Source organism: Dethiosulfovibrio salsuginis (assembly GCF_900177735.1).
Taxonomy (GTDB): domain Bacteria; phylum Synergistota; class Synergistia; order Synergistales; family Dethiosulfovibrionaceae; genus Dethiosulfovibrio; species Dethiosulfovibrio salsuginis.
Genome location: NZ_FXBB01000030.1, coordinates 12,815 through 29,790, shown reverse-complemented (window position 1 = coordinate 29,790; position 16,976 = coordinate 12,815). Strand labels below are relative to the sequence as shown.

The 16,976-nt window shown below is 55.5% G+C and carries 15 protein-coding genes; 11 read left to right on the top strand and 4 right to left on the bottom strand.

All coding sequences use genetic code 11. The features are described from left to right. Positions 1–573, bottom strand: a 573-nt coding sequence (locus B9Y55_RS10200; protein ID WP_143340904.1) for an Rpn family recombination-promoting nuclease/putative transposase, incomplete at its 3' end; no start/stop codon positions are given. Between the two features lie 167 nt (positions 574–740). Here B9Y55_RS10200 and B9Y55_RS10195 point away from each other — a divergent pair. From B9Y55_RS10195 to B9Y55_RS10145, 11 genes are all read left to right on the top strand, one after another. Then, positions 741–965, top strand: coding sequence for a helix-hairpin-helix domain-containing protein (locus B9Y55_RS10195; RefSeq protein ID WP_200806667.1), 225 nt, complete (start codon positions 741–743; stop codon positions 963–965). A gap of 113 nt (positions 966–1,078) precedes the next feature. Further along, positions 1,079–2,140 carry a DUF2157 domain-containing protein gene (locus B9Y55_RS10190; protein ID WP_085545254.1) on the top strand — a complete coding sequence of 354 codons (1,062 nt, stop codon included), beginning with the start codon at positions 1,079–1,081 and terminating at the stop codon, positions 2,138–2,140. Between the two features lie 83 nt (positions 2,141–2,223). Next, entirely contained in the window at positions 2,224–3,711 is a 1,488-nt protein-coding gene (locus B9Y55_RS10185; protein ID WP_085545253.1) for a GNAT family N-acetyltransferase, read from the top strand. Next, positions 3,708–4,847: a LuxE/PaaK family acyltransferase gene (locus B9Y55_RS10180; protein WP_085545252.1), complete on the top strand. Its 1,140-nt coding sequence runs from the start codon at positions 3,708–3,710 to the stop codon at positions 4,845–4,847. The genes B9Y55_RS10185 and B9Y55_RS10180 overlap by 4 nt, the downstream gene beginning before the upstream one ends. Positions 4,848–4,858: 11 nt before the next feature. Next, a complete protein-coding gene (locus B9Y55_RS10175; RefSeq protein ID WP_234986214.1) occupies positions 4,859–7,441 on the top strand; it encodes an acyl-CoA reductase in 2,583 nt (860 codons plus the stop codon). 1 nt (position 7,442) lies between these two features. Beyond that, positions 7,443–8,645 carry an MFS transporter gene (locus B9Y55_RS10170; RefSeq protein WP_234986213.1) on the top strand — a complete coding sequence of 401 codons (1,203 nt, stop codon included), beginning with the start codon at positions 7,443–7,445 and terminating at the stop codon, positions 8,643–8,645. Positions 8,646–8,726: 81 nt separating this feature from the next. Then, the gene (locus tag B9Y55_RS10165) at positions 8,727–9,968 is read left to right on the top strand and encodes an HDOD domain-containing protein (RefSeq protein ID WP_085545250.1); all 1,242 of its coding nucleotides are present in this window, start codon (positions 8,727–8,729) and stop codon (positions 9,966–9,968) included. Continuing rightward, a complete protein-coding gene (locus B9Y55_RS10160) occupies positions 9,965–11,794 on the top strand; it encodes a response regulator (protein ID WP_085545249.1) in 1,830 nt (609 codons plus the stop codon). Before B9Y55_RS10165 ends, B9Y55_RS10160 begins: the two co-directional genes overlap by 4 nt. Further along, positions 11,794–12,045, top strand: coding sequence for a hypothetical protein (locus B9Y55_RS10155; protein WP_085545248.1), 252 nt, complete (start codon positions 11,794–11,796; stop codon positions 12,043–12,045). Before B9Y55_RS10160 ends, B9Y55_RS10155 begins: the two co-directional genes overlap by 1 nt. 22 nt (positions 12,046–12,067) lie before the next feature. Next, a complete protein-coding gene (locus B9Y55_RS10150; RefSeq protein WP_200806666.1) occupies positions 12,068–12,358 on the top strand; it encodes a DUF7990 family protein in 291 nt (96 codons plus the stop codon). A 19-nt stretch (positions 12,359–12,377) separates the two neighbouring features. Continuing rightward, positions 12,378–13,319 (top strand): ArsA family ATPase, encoded by a 942-nt coding sequence (locus tag B9Y55_RS10145; protein ID WP_085545247.1) that lies wholly within the window; start codon positions 12,378–12,380, stop codon positions 13,317–13,319. Between the two features lie 43 nt (positions 13,320–13,362). Here the strand turns inward: B9Y55_RS10145 and B9Y55_RS10140 are convergent, their stop codons facing one another. The 3 genes from B9Y55_RS10140 to B9Y55_RS10130 are packed head-to-tail and all read right to left on the bottom strand — an operon-like array spanning position 13,363 to position 16,896. Next, positions 13,363–14,289 carry an ABC transporter permease gene (locus tag B9Y55_RS10140; RefSeq protein ID WP_085545246.1) on the bottom strand — a complete coding sequence of 309 codons (927 nt, stop codon included), beginning with the start codon at positions 14,287–14,289 and terminating at the stop codon, positions 13,363–13,365. A gap of 1 nt (position 14,290) precedes the next feature. Further along, positions 14,291–15,355 (bottom strand): ABC transporter permease, encoded by a 1,065-nt coding sequence (locus tag B9Y55_RS10135; protein ID WP_085545245.1) that lies wholly within the window; start codon positions 15,353–15,355, stop codon positions 14,291–14,293. Then, positions 15,355–16,896, bottom strand: a complete 1,542-nt coding sequence (locus B9Y55_RS10130) for an ABC transporter ATP-binding protein (protein ID WP_327078440.1) — start codon at positions 16,894–16,896, stop codon at positions 15,355–15,357. The genes B9Y55_RS10135 and B9Y55_RS10130 overlap by 1 nt, the downstream gene beginning before the upstream one ends. Positions 16,897–16,976 lie beyond the last annotated feature (80 nt).

The following is a 16,976-nucleotide window of genomic DNA, read 5'->3' as shown; positions in this document are numbered from 1 at the left end:
GACTAGGCGAAGGTCCTGGTGGGAGCGGCTGTTCTCCATCCTGATAAGTGCCGCAACCAGGTTTCGAGGCATCTGCAATCTGCTGTCGTCGTATCTGCCCTCATCCATCAAAAAGTAACGCAAACTGGGCTGGTACCTATCCAGCCCTGAAGGAGTTTGGGGAAACAGTTTTTCCAAAGAGACCGGTGCGTTCCAACGTCTTTTCCCAGAGTAGATAACCAAAGGCAGGACAGGAGGAAGCAGATCTTTTTCTCCGATGGCTCCCGTTTTTATCAGGTCTTGATACAGTAGTCCTATGTAGGTCAGGAGTCTCACTCCCATCCATCGGTCCACCGTGGACTGAAATTCCAGCAGGATGTAGACGTACAGCCATCTGTCCCGAAATCCGATTTTCCAGATCATGTCGTCGTGTCTTTCCCTGAGGTCGTCGGAGACGTATGTCCCGGACACTCTGTCCATTTTGGAGAAGTCCAGTTCGCCTATCCAATCTTCCCTGACGAAGCCAGTCAGAAGGTCTTTCACCATCTCTTTGTTCGAGAATAGCTCTTTATATCCTAGGTCAGTCTGTCCCATAGCTCTATTCTAGATCAACCTAGGTTCAAAGGGCAAGCCTCTGGATAATTTTAGTCCTTCAGGCATCATAGCTTACCGATTTTCGGTGTATATTCAAACGATAGTTTTGGTGTCAATGAAAGGGGTTGAGGTTAAGAGGATGAAATCGGAGCTTGAGAGGATACCCGGTGTCGGCAAGAATATGGCACAGCATTCTCATCAACGCCGGGTACCCTACCATCGAATCGTTGAAGGGACAGGATCCAGAGGATATATACCGCAAAGACCGTGCCTTCCAAGGATGCCATGTCGATCGCTGTGTCCTGTACGTCTACCGCTTGGCGGTTTCCTATGCGGACAACGGCGGCGACCTGCCGGAGGGCAAGGGCAACTGGTGTAACTGGAAAGACTGACTTCCCGGCTTTAGATCTTAAACACGGCCAGCGCCCTCCTGCGATCACCTCCCAGGAGGGCGCTTCCGTTAGGATATAATGTCCCTAAGTTAGGATGAAAGAGAGGTGTCACGATGGGAGAGAGAAAACAGCTTCTTCGGATCGGCCTGGAGGATCTGGACGTGGCCCAGTCCATGGGGCTCATAGACAGCACGAAGAGGGAGGACCTTGAGGCTTTTTTGATCAAGGCCTCCGAGGCCCGAGGGGGCGGCTCTAGGCTGGTGTCCTTCGCCTATTACCTGGGGGCCATGATGGTGATATCTGCCCTGACCTGGTTTGTGGTGGACGCATGGGATTTTATGAGCGGTCTGGGGCTGGCGGCGGTGGCCCTGATCTACGGCCTGGGGTTCGGTTTTTTCGGATATCGCTTCTACCGAAGGGATGAGACCAGAACCTTAGGGGGGCTTCTGGTGACCATCGCTGTGTGTCTGACCCCTATGCTGGTCTACGGCCTCCAGAAGGAGACCGGCCTATGGACCGGCGAGGAGCCGGGAAACTACGGCGATTTCTACCGGTGGGTAAAGTCCGGCTGGTGTCTTATGGAGATATCCACCATAGGGGCGGTCCTGCTGGCCATGAGGTGGATTCGCTTTTCCTTTCTGGCCTTTCCTCTGGCCCTTTCCCTCTGGTTTACCTCTATGGATATATCCCCCCTTCTCTCGGTGGATCGGAGGGTTGTGTCTATGGTCTTCGGGTTCGCTATGGGCTGTGTCGCCCTTCGGTGGGATATGGGACGGGATCAGGGAGACCCGGAGTACGGCTTCTGGCTCCATCTTTTCGGTGCCCTGGCCTTCTGGGGTGGCCTGACCCTTCTGGACAGCCGAGGGGAGTTCAGCCGGATGATCTACGGGACGATAAACCTCGGCCTGATGTTGCTGTCTCTGGCTCTGGACAGGTCGATCTATATGGCATTGGGGGCCATAGGGTTTTTCGGTTATATTGGGCACCTCGCCTGGTCCCTCTTCGCCAATTTTTTCTACTTTCCCTTCGTCCTGGTGGCCTTTGGCCTGGTGGTCATGTTCTGCGGCCTGTGGTACAGCAGGAGAAAGTCGGCTATAGAGAAATGGGTCGCAGGCCGTTTGCCCCGTTGGCTGCTGCGGCTTAGGGAGGTTAGAGGCGATTCGGCCTGGAGGTGATTTTGGCTGTTGTCTCCGTCGGATTGTCGGTATATTCTGGTGAGATAGATAGTTGTTTTGTTCATTAGAAAGGGGGAGAGTTTGTGGAGGGATGTTCTTTAAAATCCTCCGTGTCCATTCCAGCCCATATGTCCTATCTGGAGCCTCTTGAGGGGTTTGTCCGGGGGATATGTTCCGTCGCTGGGTGCGACCAGAGGGATTCGTCTATGGTGTCTCTGGCGGTTGAGGAGGCGGTGAGCAACGTCATCCGTCACGGTTACGGAGAGGACTGTTCCGAGTCCTTTCAGGTTAGGTTTGAGGTTGGGGCCGCCGGTATCACCGTGGAGGTCCACGAAAAAGGTCTCCCTTTCGATCCCGAGTATCTGTCCGCCCCTCAGGAAGGAGACCTGAGGGAAAGGGGCATCGGCATAAGGCTCATGAGAGGGGCTATGGATCGGGTCGAGTTCAGAAATCTGGGCAAAGACGGTAAGCTCGTGTCCATGACCAAGTATTTCCGTCACAGGAGGGTGGACAGCTATTTCTCCCATCAAGAGCTGTCTTACCCCGACGAGACCGCCGTCAAGGGGCCTTTCACCGTCCGTCCCATGGAGGACAGCGAGGCCCTGGAGATATCCCGCTGCGCCTATCGGGCCTACGGCTATACCTACAGGGAGTTCGTCTACTATCCCGAGAGGATAAAGGAGATGAACCACCAGGGGATTATGAGGTCTTTCGTCGCAGAGGATTCCCTCGGGACGTTGGTGGGACATCTGGCTCTCTCCTTCTCTGAGGTCGGGGCCTCTATCGCCGAGCTTGCGGCGGCCTTCGTGAACCCTTCCTGTCGAGGGCAGGGCATTTTGGGCATAATGAACGAGGTGGTAATGGCGGAGGCGGAGAGATCGGGCCTTCAGGGGCTTTTCGTCCACGCCGTCACCAGCCACGTGGCCTCCCAGAGGGGAGCGTTAAAGTCGGGCTTCGTGCCTTCCGGGGTGCTTCTAGGGGCCCTTTTCTCCGACCTTAACTTCAAGGCCCTGGCGGGGGAGGTAAAGCAGAGGGAGAGCGCGTCCCTTATGTATCTGCCCCTCTGTGTCCGGTCGGGATACGATATATGGATACCGGAGGTCTACGGAGAGGTGGTCCAGTCCATACTCTCCTGGTGCGATCTGAAGGTGTCCATAAACACCGAGAGCCGATCCCTGCCGGACCGCTGTCCTGGAGGAGGGGAGGGCAACCGTTCCTATCGGGTCGGCGAGTTCAACTTCGCCGAGATAAGGGTTTGTAGGTTTGGGCTGGATTCCCTCGCCGAGGTTCGTCAGAGGACCGGCCAGTTCAGGGCCGAGAGGGTGGACGTTATCTATCTGTACCTCGACGCCGAGGTCCCAGACTGTGCCGCCTTCGCCCAGGGTTGCCGCTCTATGGGATACCTTTTCTGCGGTTATCTCCCCGGGGAGATGGGGGGCCACGACGCTCTGATACTCCAGAGCCCCGAGACCGCTCTGGACCTGAACAAGGTCGTCCTGGCCGACGACAGAGGCAAGGATCTGCTGGCTTTTATATCTAAGGAGATAGAAGAGAAGGAGGAGTCGCTTTGAGGTCTTTCCCCTCGGTTGAGGCTTATGGACTTATTGAGAGGGCTTTTGAGAGTACCGACAGGACCGAATCGCTGTTTACCGATGCGGTCAGGGAGAACTACGGTTTTCAGCTTGAGGTACAGCCCTATATCGCCTCTTTGGCCAAGAGGTACGGCTTTTCCCTTGGGGATATAGAGGGCCCTGAGGACGTTTTGAAGCTGCCCCCTCTGTTCGTCGAGGTCATGAAGTACCATCGTTTTCTGTCCATACCGGAGGATCAGGTGGCTTTGAACCTGACCAGCTCCGGGACCGGAGGTCAGGTCACCCAGGCCCTTTTCGACCAGGCCGGGGTGGACAGGATCCAGCGCATCTCCAGGACCATATTTCGGGATATAGGCTTTTGTTCCGACAGGCCCGCCGGATACCTTATGTTCAGCTACGCCAGAGAGGACGCGGGGGCGGTGGGGACGAGCTGGAGCGACGAGCAGGAGATGGCCTGTGCCCCTGTTTCCGAGGCCCGGTGGCTTCTCAGAAGGGGCGACGACGGGGTCTTCGGTTTCGACCCAGAGGAGGCGGCTAACGGCCTCGTGGAGCTGTCCGAGAGGGGGCCGGTCAGGCTGTTGGGGTTCCCTGCCTTTATATTCCAGATGCTAGAGGAGCTGGACCATCAGGGTCGTTCGTTAAAGGTCGATAGGGACAGTTTCGTTATAGCTGGAGGTGGCTGGAAGAACCACGCCGGCCTCCCCATGACCCAGGACGATTTCGCCCGGGAGCTGGAGAGGCGAATAGGGCTTCCAAGGGAGAACGTTCGAGATCTGTACGGCATGGTGGAACACGGCATTCCCTACTGCTCTTGTCCTGAGGGACATCACCACGTGCCGGTTTTTGCCAAGGTGGCGGTCCGTCATCCTTTGACTTTGGACACGATGCCCTTAGGGGAGGAGGGGTTGCTTCACCTTATCTCTCCCTGGAACGTGGCTCAGCCCAACTGTTCGGTGCTGTCCACCGATCTGGTGGTCCTCGGGGAGGATTGTCCCTGTGGGGTGAAGGGCCAGTATATCCGGTCCATCAGGAGAGGCGGCAAGAAGAAGCATAAGGGCTGTGCTATAGCGGCTCAGGAGATCCTCGACAGGGTCAGAGCCGAGAGGGGGATGTGACGGTGGACGTTATGAGACATTTTTTCTTCGGATCCTGGATAGACGCTGAGTCGGACCTTCCAGGGAACCTGGGGCGAGATCTTCTGTCCTCCCAGGTGATGGCGGACAGGCTGGCTTCTCTTAGGGAGGTCTCGGTGGACGAGATTCTGTCGCTGCTCCACAGGGTCGGGATTAGGATGACCGAGCCAGGCCCTTACAGGGACAGGATAATCCGGTCTATGCCCGATATAACCGGCTTTCCCCTCTCCATGGTTGAGATAGGCGTCGATGTCCTAAAAAGCCTTCTGTCCAGAGAGTCCCTCGAGGAGAGGCTCAGCTGTCTAGGGGACCGGAGGGTTCTGGACTGCTGGACCGAGGTGGAGGGCAGACCGGTCAGGGCCAGGGCTCTAGGGGCCCTGTGTCACGTGGCGGCGGGGAATATTTTCCTCGGCTCCGTCGACTCTCTGGTAATGGGGCTCATTACCAAAAACGTCAACGTCCTCAAGATATCCAGACAGGATAGGGTGTTTCCCTTTATCTTTCTTGACGCCCTTTTGGAGGAGGACCGTTCCGGGGTGGTCTCCAGCTCTATAGCTGTGACCTCCTGGAGCCACAACAACGGCGAGATGATGGACCTCGTCGGTCGCCGGTTCGACGGTATTTTGCTCTTCGGAGGGGAGGACGCAGTCAAGACCTACCGAGGGATCGCCTCCCCGGGAACCGAGGTGCTGGCCTTTGGCCCCAAGATAAGCTGGGGGCTCGTGAGGGAGGGACTGTCTCCTTCTCAGCTGGAAGAGGCGGTGAAGGGTTTCGCCATGGACGTGGCCCTGTGGGAGCAGAGGGCCTGCACCAGCTGTCAGAACATCTTCATCCAGGGTCAGGCCCTGGGGGAGACCGTAGGGGAGATGCTTCACCGGGAGCTTTCGTCCCTGGAGTCCTCTATGCCTCAGGAGCGGGTTTCCCTTGACGAGGCGGTGGATATAAGGAAGGAGAGGGAAAGCGCTTTTTGGGATCAGACCCAGGGCAGCAGGAGGATATGGGAGGGCCGTGGACATACGGTTATCCTGGGACGAGGCGCTTCGGTGGTCCCCTCTCCTCTCAACAGGACGGTATTTCTGTCGGTGGTTGACGACTGGCGGGAGCTTCTTGAGGGCGACCTTAAGGACATGGGCTACTATATGTCCACCGTCGGCCTGGCGGTCCCCGACGACGTCATGGACGAGACGGTCGAGGAGATCCAGAAGCTTGGGGTCCTCCGTTTCTGCCTTCCTGGAACCATGGGGCTCGGTGCCGACGGCAAGGCCTCTCACGACGGGGTCTATCTGGCCCAGAACCTGGTCCGGCTGGTGAACCGGGAGGATATAGCCGGCGATCTCCTGGGGTTGACCAGGCTCGACGAGGCCCGTAGGTCGTCGGTGCTGCTAGGTCGGATAAACCGGGTGCTGTCCTCCTCCCTGAAGGCGCCGTTTTATCGGGATCGGTTCGCTTCGGTGTCCTTGCCCCTGAAGGACCTGTCCGAGCTGTCCTCCGTTCCGGTGTTGGAGAAGTCCGACCTGGAGCTCCATTGCCATCCCTCTTTGGACATGATAACCGAGCCAGACAGCGGAGGGTATCTTTTCTCCTCCGGTGGGACCTCCGGCCATCCCAGGAGGATAAGGTGGACCTCCTCGGAGTTCGACCAGTCCGGTCAGGCTCTGGGCAGAGGTTTTAAGGCCTTAGGCATAGGGCCAGATGACGTGGTGGCCAATTTGATGGTGGCAGGGTCGCTCTACACCGGGTTTTTGGCGGTGAATCGGGGTCTAGAGGAGACAGGCTGTTCCATCCTCTCCCTCACCGCCAATCAGCCTGTGTCGGAGACGGTGGCTCTTTTGAGGGACTTAAGGCCCTCGGTAGTGATGGCCATGACCAGCACGCTGATCGAGCTGGCGGGAGCTGTGCTGGACGGGGAGCTCCTCTCCATAGACAGGATTTTCTACACCGGTGAGACTATGGCTAGATCCTCTCTTGAGCTGGTGACCAAGGCTTTCTCCCCCTCCAGGGTCGGGTCTCTGTCCTATGGGGCGGTGGAGATAGGGCCTATAGGGTATCAGTGTCCCCACTGCCGTCACGATCAGTTTCACGTGGAGGACTCCTGGGCCCACGTGGAGATAGACGACGACGGTGAGATATACGTCACAGCCCTTGAGAGAACCCTTCACCCTATCGTAAGGTATCGACTGGGGGATCGGGGAAAGTGGGTCGACGAGCCCTGCGGTTGCGGCAGGACCTCCCGTCGTTTCAGCCTTATGGGACGGTGCGACGATTCGATCAGGCTCCTTTACAACGACCTCTATCTGGAGGACGTGGATCAGGCTATATGCGGTTTTTCCGGCCTTTCTCCGGTCTATCAGTTGGTTGTGGAGGAGGGGCCGGAGGTGACTTTGATCGTGGAGGGCAAAGACTCCCCAGGGCTGGAGGAGAGCTTCCTGAGGGATCTGAAGGCCAGAGCGGCCCAGTTTAAGGATTTGGCCGACTTCGGCTGTCCTTTCAGGCTTTCGGTTGTTCCGCCTAGGACCATAGAGAGGCTTGGCAGGACCGGCAAGGTCCGCCGTATAGTGGACAGACGGGAGAGATAACTTGGCCCTTTCCATGAGGGACCATCCTCTGGTCCGTTTTCACGACTTTCGCCGTTTTTTCGCCGCTCGGTTCGTCTCGTCCATAGGGGATAAGCTTTTCACCATAGCCCTGTCCTGGTGGGCGGTTAACGACGCCGGGCCCAACGGTCCTATGCACCTGGGCTTTCTGATGGGCCTGACCTTGCTTCCGGCGGTGGTGTTGGGGCCCATATCTGGGGTCATGGCCGACCGGTTCAGCCGCCGATCCTGTATGATCCTCTCCGACTTCGCCAGGCTGTTGGTGATGGTTCTGATGACCTTTTTGCTGGTTAAGGGCTCTATGTCCATCCCTGCCATGTACGTACTGGTGCTGCTACTTTCGTCTTTTATGCCTCTTTTCGAGGCTGCCGCTAACGGATCGCTGGAGGCCCTGACGGATCAGGGCTCTCTGGCGTCCGCTGCGGCGGTCAACTCGTCGGTGGTGGAGCTGTCCAACGTTATAGGGGCGGCTCTTGGAGGCATTGCCCTGGCGGTTTTAGGCACGGCTGGGGCTTTCGGGATAAACGGTGTGACCTTCTGTCTGTCCCTGCTGTTTATCTGTATGGTGAAAAACCCTCTTAGGCCCGACACCAGGCCGTCGGAGGGCAGGATGTCCGAGGCCCTCTCTTGGCTCGTCAAAAATCGGGACGTATTGGGGTACCTCTGTCTCTTCGGTGGGCTCAACTTCTTCGCGGCTCCTCTCATGGTGTCGGTCCCTATGATGGTGAAGTTCGGCTTCGACGGCCCGGTGTCCTGGGTGGCCTATCTGGAGGCCTCGTTGGCCTCCGGCGCCGTGTTGACCGCCTTTTTGGTCAGCTTCATATCCGAGGGAAAGGTTTCCCTTAGGGTGTTCGGTGGGGTGGCCCTGACGGGGCTGTCTTTAGGGGCCTTCGGCCTGTCGCCGGGCCTCGCTGTGGCTCTGGTGGCGGTATTTGTCGCCGGAGCTGGGCTGGCTCTGGTAAACGCCGCCGCCATGGCCTACTTCCAGAGGAGGGTCCCGGACCACATGAGGGGAAGGTTTTTCGCCGTCCTCACCGCGGTGGCCTATTCGGTGATGCCTCTGGCCCTCATGCTGAACGGTGTCGTCTCTCAGATATGGTCGATCCGGTCCATTCTGGCCCTGGACGGTGTTGTGGTCTTCGCCCTGGGTTTTTTTGTCTGGCTGATACCGAATTTTGAGCCCTAGGGCTCAGTTCCTTAAGGTATTTGTGATACTATAGTGCCGTCGGGGAAACTCCCCTAAATCATAAAACTAAGAGGAGATACTATGGCGCTTATCAGGGTGGACAAACTAAAAGAAGGCATGGTGGTAAAAAAAGATGTCACCGCCCCTACCGGACGGTTCATAATGGCCTCTGGAGCCACTATAGAGTCTCGCCACCTGAAGCTCCTGAAAAGCTGGGGGGTTATCGAGGTAGAGGTAGAGGGAGATGACGAGCCCGACCGTATGCCTCAGATACCCCCTATGTCCCGGTCGGACCTCACCACTGGAGTGGCATATCTGGACCACCTCTTCTCCATCTGCGGAAGGGGAACTCCGGTCCTTAAGGAGCTTTCCAGGGCGGCCACTATAAGGGTGATGAACCAGATAGGGCAGAAGGGCATATCGGTTATCCCCGATCTCCGCTCCGTCGGCGATGAAGGAAAAGGTAAGATGGAGGACCTTTCCAGGGTTTCCATCTCGTCCATAGTCGGAAAGCAGACCAGGCTTTTCTCCTTTTCCGATACCTATAGACAGATAGTGGAGGTCCTCCAGTCCCCTAGAAGCTCCGCTACCCACATAGCACAGGTGGTGGAGAAGGATACCAGTCTCTCCGCAAAGCTACTACAGATAGTCAACAGCGCTTACTACGGATTTCCCTCGAAAATAGGCTCTATCCAGAGGGCCGTTACCATCCTAGGAGGTAGGGAGTTGACCACCTTGGCCATAGGCATAACCGCCATAAGGTATTTCTCAAAACTGTCACAGGACGTGCTGGATATGGAGAGGTTTTGGCGAAATTCGGTGGCCTGTGGGGTCTTCGCCAGGCTTCTCGCTGGGGAGAAGAGACTGCCCTCGGATAACCATTTTTTCCTGGCAGGGCTTCTCCGGGACATCGGCCTTTTGCTCCTGATCGGAGAGTGTCCTGTGGCTGTAGAGTTGGTGATCCGTCGGTCCTGTCGAGATAAAATCTCTCTGCCTATATGCGAGAGGGAGGTCTTCGGGTTTTCTCACGCCTTTTTAGGGGCCTCCCTTCTGGCTGAATGGAAAGTTCCTTCTTATTTGGTTAATATAGTAAAATATAAGGACAACCCCCTTTTTTCCTCCGAGGATCTGGAGAGCTCTATCCTCCACGTGGCCGACTGTCTATCCTTCGCCACTGGCTACGGCTGGAGCCCTATTATGCCTATTCCCGCCATGGATGACGAAGGTTGGAACAGGCTCGATCTGTCCTATAACGTTCTGGAACCGATGTGTTCTCGGGCGGAGAGGCAGATATCGGAGATAGTGGACGTGTTCTTAAAATGATGGAGCCAAAGGAAAAACTCAAAGCGTTGGAAAAGGAGAGGGAGCTGGTTGTCGGCTACCTTGACGCCGTTTTAAGCTTTAACAGCCGATCCTCCGTCCTTGGAGAGGTAGTCAATAAGGAAAAACTCCTCACCGACGCGTCCGGGAAGGTCCGAAGGCTGTGTCCTTTTTCGGCGGTGGCTTTCTATCTGGTCGACAGAGAGGACCAGGATTTTTGCCTGGATTTCTGTGATCCTGATGATTGGGTCCCCTTTATTGAGAGAGAGCACGAAGGACTCGTCGAGGACGGCACCTTTGCCTGGGTTTTAGGTCGAACCCAGCCGACGGTTTTAAACTCTATAGACGAAAGATACAGCGTCATGCTCTGCTCTCTGTCGACCTCGTCCCGGATAATGGGTATGTTCATGGCGGTTTACGACAGGGATAAGGGATACATAGACGACATATCCCTTTCTTTTATGGCCCTGATCCTGAGCATTACGTCCATCTCCCTGCAAAACCTGGAGCTTTATACCTTAGTTCAGGAGCTCAATAGGGATCTTGAAAAAAAGGTAGCTCGCCTTGTGGAGTCGGAGGTAAGGCTCACCGAGTATCAGCATAACCTGGAGGATATCGTCAGAAAGAGGACCATCGATCTTGAGAGGGCAAACGACGAGTTGATCCTGGCGAAGGAGAGGGCTGAAGCGGCTAACGCCGCTAAAAGCGCCTTTTTGGCCAATATGAGCCACGAGATAAGGACCCCTATTAACGTTATGCTTGGTATGACCGACTTAGTCCTGGATTCCTCCGATATATCCGGCAGGGACAGGGATTTCCTCGAAAACTCTCGCTTTGCCGGAAAGGATCTGCTTCACCTAATCGATAATATACTGGATCTATCCAGAGTGGAGGCCAGGGAGATGGTCCTTAAGACCGAGCCCTGTGGCCTTGAGGACCTCTGTCGGTCCGTGGTGGATATGACCAGAGCGGGGGGCATGGCGGAAGGGCTGATAGTGGAGTACGTATGGGATAAAACCCTGCCGAATAAGGTTCTGTGTGACCCCGCTAGGCTGAAGCAGGTCCTGATGAACCTGATGAACAACGGCGCAAAGTTCACGGAAAAAGGCGGAATAACCCTTACCGTGTCTCCCCTTAGGATTTCCGAGGGGGAGGTTTCCCTTCGGTTCTCCGTCAAAGACTCGGGGCTTGGCATACCGGAGGAGAAGCTGGGCAAGATATTCGATACCTTTTATCAAGGTGACGCCTCTCTCTCTAAGCGATTTAAAGGAGCGGGGCTGGGTCTGGCTATATCCCGCCAGATAATCGACCTTATGGGAGGTCGTATCTGGGTTAAGAGCAAAGTCGGCGTTGGATCTACCTTTTTTGTCGACGTGGTTTTCCCGATCGTCAGGGAGGATAAAGAACCTAAGCGGAAAGAGGATAAAGACGAGCTGCCTGTCCCTAGGGGGCTAAAGGTGTTGCTGGTCGAGGATAATATGTTAAACCGTAAGCTGGCGGAGGCTATGCTGGCGGGCCTTGAATGGACTATAGATTCGGCGGAGGACGGTTTTAAGGCCGTTGATTCGGTCAAGAAGGCCGTCTATGACCTAGTCCTGATGGACGTCCAGATGCCCGGTATGAACGGCCTGGAAGCGACGGAGAGAATTAGAGAGATGGAGAGATCGGGAGAGATATCCTATAGCCCTGTTATCATCGCCATGACGGCCAACGCCATGAAAGGGGACAGAGAGATGTGCCTTAACGCTGGCATGAACGATTACCTCACTAAGCCCATAAACAAAAAGCTGATGCTTCAGACCATAGCTCTAGCGGTAGGTGACCGGTAGTGAGCGGAGGTTCGGGTATAAAGGCCTGTGCCCTTTGCGGTAGGGCTTTCTTCGGTACCTCCGAGGATATGGCCTGTGGGGACTGCGAGGGACGTTATCGTCGCCTCAGAGACCAGGTTAGGGAGTATCTGTGGCATCAGCCGGGGCAGGTCGCCTCTATCGACCAGATTTCCGCCGACCTGGGGGTTCCTATGAAGATAATGAGAGAGCTTATGAAGGATCCTCGGTTCAAAGGCAAGGAAATCGATTAGACATACCGAAAAGAGGGAAAACATGGAAAAACTGCTCAGGCTCCTGAAAAAGTACCTCTACTGGGCAAAGCTTTTTGCCTTCGGAACCTTTTTGGACAAGCGTAACGCCGTCATAAGGAAAGAGGCCTTCGACGTAAACGATGACCTGATGCTCCTTCTATTCGGGGACTATCTGGGAATACCGAACCCTATCTCCTACTACATGCTTGAGATCCTCCCCTACGTGGCGGAGGATATGGAAGGTTGGGAGAGGCGTATCCAGAACCGTAAGATGATAATCGCCGAGAAGGCGTCTCAGTTCGATTTCGATTGATCCGGAAAGGGTGGCGTAAATGTACAGGAGATTCACTTTCTTTGGCGGCAAAGGGGGCACCGGAAAGACCACCTGCGCCTCTTCCTACGCCCTTAACCTCGCTAGGAGAGGGGTCAGGACTCTGGTGGTCTCCACCGATCCCGCCCATTCTCTCGCCGATGCGGTAGGCCATCCTATAGGCAGCGAGGTCGTAAAGCTAGAGCCTAACCTCTGGGGACTGGAGATCGACGCCGCCCTTGAGGCCAGGAGGTATATGGAGTCGATTCAGTCTCAGATGCTCCACATAGTCAGTGCGGCTATAGTGGAGGAGATCAAAAGACAGCTCAAAATAGCCTACCTCTCTCCCGGTGCGGAGGAGGCGGCTATATTCGATCGGTTCGTCGAGATAATGGAGCAGGCGGGGGATAAGTACGATGTGGTGGTATTCGACACCGCCCCTACAGGCCATACCCTCAGGCTGCTGACCTTGCCGGAGGTCCTGGAGGTGTGGATAGAGCACCTCATAAAGAAGAGGACCAAGGCCATGGATCTTATGAGGATGGCCGCTAAATACGAGAAGGACCTCCAGGAGAAGCTTAAGGAGGACCCTATATTCGACATTCTCTCCAGACGAAGGGACATGTTCCAGAGGGCCAAGGATCTGCTGACCGACCACGAGCTCTCGGTGTTCCACTTTGTCCTGAACCCGGAGAAGATGCCTGTATTGGAGACCGAGCGGGCCATAGCCCTGCTTGAGGAGTTCGATATAAAGGTAGGTTCGGTGGTGGTGAACAGGATTATCCCCGCCGAGGCTGGGGAGTTCCTCCGTCGTCGGAGGGAGTCTCAGGAGGGACACCTCGCCACCATAGACGAGAAGTTCGGCAAGTACGGAGTGGTTAAGCTGCCTATGCTTGAGTCGGATATCCAGGGTATGGACGACCTAGCTAAGGTCTCTCGGGACCTGGAGGCTATAGAGAGATAAAAACGAGCGGCACGGCCTGTTGAATGGCCTGTGCCGCTCGTTTTTATCTCTCTTCCCTGTAAAAAGGCGTCCCTAGAGAGGCAGGGGCACCGAAGAGGATACCTTTCCCCTTTCTGATAGATATGACGACCAGCACGGTTATGGTCAGGACGTAGGGCAACATCAGAAGCAGAGGGGCGGATATGTTGGTTCCGGCGGCCTGGATTCTCAGCTGACAGGCCTCTACCCCTCCGAAGAGGTAGGAACCGAAAGCCGCTCTGGCGGGGTTCCATATGGCGAATATGACCAGAGCCACGGCGATCCATCCCCTTCCGGCGGACATCCCCTCGGTCCACATATGGCTGTAGGACACCGAGAGGTAGGCTCCCCCGATCGCGACGATTCCCCCTCCTACCATCGTGTAGATATACCTTATGGCCACTACGTTTATCCCTAGAGAGTCAGCGGCCCTTGGGTTATCCCCTACCGCTCTGAGGTTGAGCCCTGATTTGGTCCTCCACAGGAACCAGCATAGAAAGGCCACCAGGCCGTAGGAGAGGTATACCAGAGGGTCGTGACGGAAGAATATAGGTCCTATGAGAGGTATATCCGATAAAAAAGGCACAGGCAGCCTGGCAAAACCCTTTATGAGCTGGCCGACGTAGTCTCGACCCAGTATGGCGGTTACACCGGTGCCCAGCATGGTTAAAGCCAGTCCGCTGACGACCTGGTTTCCCCCTAGAGATATACAGACCACGGCGTGGAAAAGGCTGAAAAAGGCCCCTGCGGCGAACGCCGCCGCCACCCCTAGCCATGGGTTACCTGTCGCTGAGGTGACCGCGAAGCCTGATAGGGCCCCCAGTAGCATTAGTCCCTCAAGCCCTAGGTTCATCACTCCGCTTTTTTCCGTGACGATCTCCCCTAAGGTGGCGTAGAGTATTGGGGTTCCGCTCCTGACCGCTGCTGCCAAAATAGGTATGAGGATCTCCATGTTATATATCCCCCTTTGATATCACTATACGGTAACGGCGAAAGAACTCCCCTGCCAGGATAAAAAACAGTATACATCCCTGTACCACTAGGGTACTAGCTATAGGCAGGCCCATGACGATCTGGAGGGATTCGCCTCCGACCAGCAGTCCTCCCATGAGGAAGGATACCAGCGCTATCGCTATAGGGTTGAGCCTGGATAGCCAGGCCACTATTATGGCGGTGTAGCCAAAACCTCCAGAAAAGCCGTGTTGAAGCCTGCCCTGTAGCCCTGCGACCTCGGTCATGCCCGCTAGGCCCGCTATCGCTCCCGATATGAACATCACTACGACAACGTTTTTAACGTAGTCTATTCCGGCGAATGTGGCCGCCTGAGGGTTCTCCCCTATAACCCGGATCTCGTATCCCCAACGGGTCATCTTGAATATCCACCAAGCTATGAATACCAGGATAGCGGCGAGAATTATCCCTGAGTGAACCCTTCCCCAGCCCATGACCGCCAGTCTGGCGGATTGGGGGAACGGGGCGGTCATAGGAAAGCCGAGGCTGGCGGGGTCCCGCCAAGGGCCGTATACGAAGTAGTCCATCAGGTGTATGGCTATGTAGTTCATCATAAGAGTGGTTATGATTTCGTTGACGTTCCACCGGGCTCTCAGATATCCCGCAAAGGCCGCCCACAGTCCTCCTGCGACTATGGCCATAGACCCCATGGAAAAAAGCATAAAGACGTGGTTGTCCGAGGGGAAGTATCGAGCCGCCGCCGCCGCCGCGATGGCTCCCATGAATATCTGGCCCTCCGCCCCTATGTTCCATATGAGCATCTTAAAAGACAGCATCACCGCTATGGCGGCCATTGCGAGAGGTATCGCCTTGACCATGCATTCGCTGAGGCCATAGCTGTCGCCGAAGGCGGAATAATAAATCTCCATATAGGCTTCCACAGGTGAAACCCCCATGAGCATGAGGAAGACGCCGCTGGTGAGGATGGCCATAATCAGTCCACCGACAGGTATGGCTATCTCCAGCCACAGAGGCTGGTTTAGCCTTTTTTGAGCCTTAAGTCTCATCACAGACCACCTCCGACTTGCTCGATTCTGGTCCCTGCCATCATCATCCCTATTCTCTCTATGCCGAAGGTGTTTGGATCCTCGACTAATCCCATTATCTTTCCTCTGTACATGACCGCGATCCTGTCGCTGAGGGACATGAGCTCGTCTAGGTCCTCGGATATCAGGAATATAGCCGCACCTTTTTCCCTCTCCTCGAGAAGCTGTTCTCTGACGAATCTGGTGGCCGCTACGTCCAGGCCCCAGGTGGGGTTCATGGCTATGAGCACCTTAGGGATATCGCTGAGCTCCCGACCTAGCATGAGTTTCTGTATATTTCCACCGGAGAGATTTCTTACAGGAGTCTCCACCGATGGGGTATCTACGTTAAAGTTTTTGACTATTCCTAGAGCGTGTTTTAAGACCGCTTTCCAGTCTATAAGGACTCCCCGTGCGACCGGTCTTCTCCAGTATCTTTTCAGGGTCGAGTTTTCCCGTACGTCCATGTTGGAGACCATTCCTGTCCCTTTTCGGTCCGCCGGTATGTAGCGAATTCCGCCGTCGATAAGCTCCCTTGGAGAGCTATCGGTGACCTCTTTGCCTTTCAGTATCAGCTTGCCGGAGGTCATTTTTCTGAGTCCAGCCATAACCTGACATAGCTCGGTCTGGCCGTTTCCTGCGACTCCCGCCAGTCCCAGAATCTGGCCTTCTCTAAGCTCCAGGGAGACCTGGTCCAATGCCTTTAGCCCTCTGTCGCTGATGGCGTTAGCCTGGGATAGAGAGTAGACCACCTCTCCCGGTGTGATGTCCTTTTTGTCCAGGTCCAGGTTGATCCTCTTCCCTACCATCATCTCGGCGATCTTTTCCTTGCTGGCGTTTTCTCTATCCACCGTCCCTATCAGCTTGCCTTTCCTGAGGACCGTTACCCTGTCGGATATCTCCATAACTTCGTCTAGCTTATGGGATATGAATATTATTCCTCGACCTTCCTCGGTCATTCTCTTTATGGTGTTGAAAAGGCTTCTGGCTTCCTGAGGGGTCAGTACCGCCGTAGGCTCGTCCAGGATAAGGACCTGAGCGTTTCTGTAGAGGGTCTTCAGTATCTCCACCCTCTGTTGCTCCCCTATAGATAGCTGCCATATGATCGCCTCTGGGTCGACCTCCAGGCCGTACTGCTTTGAGATGGCCGTTATCTCCGATATGATTTTACCCTTAGGGAGAATCTGAGGGAGGTCGGGAAGCCCGAGGACCATGTTCTCCCACACCGTCTGGGAGGGGACGAGCATGAAGTGCTGGTGAACCATGCCGATTCCCGCGGAGATAGCGTCGTTAGGAGATCGAAAGGAGAGCCTGGTACCGCCTATGTCTATGGTCCCTCCGTCGGGGAGGTATATCCCAGAGAGGACGTTCATCAAAGTCGACTTGCCTGCTCCGTTTTCCCCTAAAAGGGCCAGTACCTCCCCTTTTTTTAGGGTCAGGTCTATCTGATCGTTTGCCTTGATGCCCTGGAAAGATTTGGTTATCCCCTTCATCTCGACCAACAGGGCGTTAGGTTCAACCACGGGCTATTCCCCCTTAAATAAAAATAACGTGAGGGTGCCTTAAAGCACCCTCACAAAACATAACGCCTCAAGACGGCGTC

Excerpts from the sequence above, each read along its gene's own strand:
- B9Y55_RS10190 (WP_085545254.1), top strand. The coding sequence starts at position 1,079 with ATGGGAGAGAGAAAACAGCTTCTTCGGATCGGCCTGGAGGATCTGGAC.
- B9Y55_RS10135 (WP_085545245.1), bottom strand. The coding sequence starts at position 15,355 with ATGAGACTTAAGGCTCAAAAAAGGCTAAACCAGCCTCTGTGGCTGGAG.
- B9Y55_RS10145 (WP_085545247.1), top strand. The coding sequence starts at position 12,378 with ATGTACAGGAGATTCACTTTCTTTGGCGGCAAAGGGGGCACCGGAAAG.
- B9Y55_RS10140 (WP_085545246.1), bottom strand. The coding sequence starts at position 14,289 with ATGGAGATCCTCATACCTATTTTGGCAGCAGCGGTCAGGAGCGGAACC.
- B9Y55_RS10160 (WP_085545249.1), top strand. The coding sequence starts at position 9,965 with ATGATGGAGCCAAAGGAAAAACTCAAAGCGTTGGAAAAGGAGAGGGAG.
- B9Y55_RS10175 (WP_234986214.1), top strand. The coding sequence starts at position 4,859 with ATGAGACATTTTTTCTTCGGATCCTGGATAGACGCTGAGTCGGACCTT.
- B9Y55_RS10150 (WP_200806666.1), top strand. The coding sequence starts at position 12,068 with ATGGAAAAACTGCTCAGGCTCCTGAAAAAGTACCTCTACTGGGCAAAG.
- B9Y55_RS10165 (WP_085545250.1), top strand. The coding sequence starts at position 8,727 with ATGGCGCTTATCAGGGTGGACAAACTAAAAGAAGGCATGGTGGTAAAA.